This is a genomic window from Pseudomonas sp. EL_65y_Pfl1_R83 (assembly GCF_963970695.1).
Classification (GTDB): Bacteria; Pseudomonadota; Gammaproteobacteria; order Pseudomonadales; family Pseudomonadaceae; genus Aquipseudomonas; species Aquipseudomonas tritici.
In genome coordinates this window covers 1-496 of the sequence record NZ_CAXAQI010000295.1, presented here as the reverse complement: position 1 = coordinate 496, position 496 = coordinate 1, and the positions used below count along the sequence as shown (strand labels likewise).

The 496-nt window shown below is 67.5% G+C and carries 1 protein-coding gene; it reads left to right on the top strand.

Features of this window, described 5'->3' with window-relative positions:
• Positions 1–496, top strand: a 496-nt coding sequence (locus AACY08_RS28955) for a TonB-dependent receptor (RefSeq protein WP_339472510.1), incomplete at both ends; no start/stop codon positions are given.

Genomic DNA, 496 nt, shown 5'->3' with positions numbered 1-496 from the left:
GACCTTGCTGACGCTCGCACTCGCGGCGACCCCCGCGCGGGCCCGCGCGCAGGCGGCGCCGCAGCCGGGCCAGGCACCGCAGGCACCGGCCAAATCCACCCAGCCTCCGGCGTCGGACGATTATGAGGACGGCCCCGACATCGTCGTCCAAGGGGCCAAGCAGCCGGGCGCGGTGATTGGCGATATCCCGCCCGAGCAACAGTTGGGCCCCGCCGATATTCGTTCCTACGGCGTAAGCTCGGTCTCCGAATTGCTGACGGAACTGGCACCGCAGATCCGCAGTGATCGCGGCAGCGGCGGCGCGCCCGTCGTTCTTATCGACGGCAAGCGCATTTCCGGATTCGCCGAGATTCGCGATTTGCCGACCGAGGCAATCGCCCGCGTCGACATCCTTCCGGAGGAAGTCGCGCTGAAATATGGCTATCGCGCCGATCAGAAGGTGGTCAATTTCGTGCTGCGACGGCGCTTCCGCGCGGCGACGGTGGAGCTGTCGGAC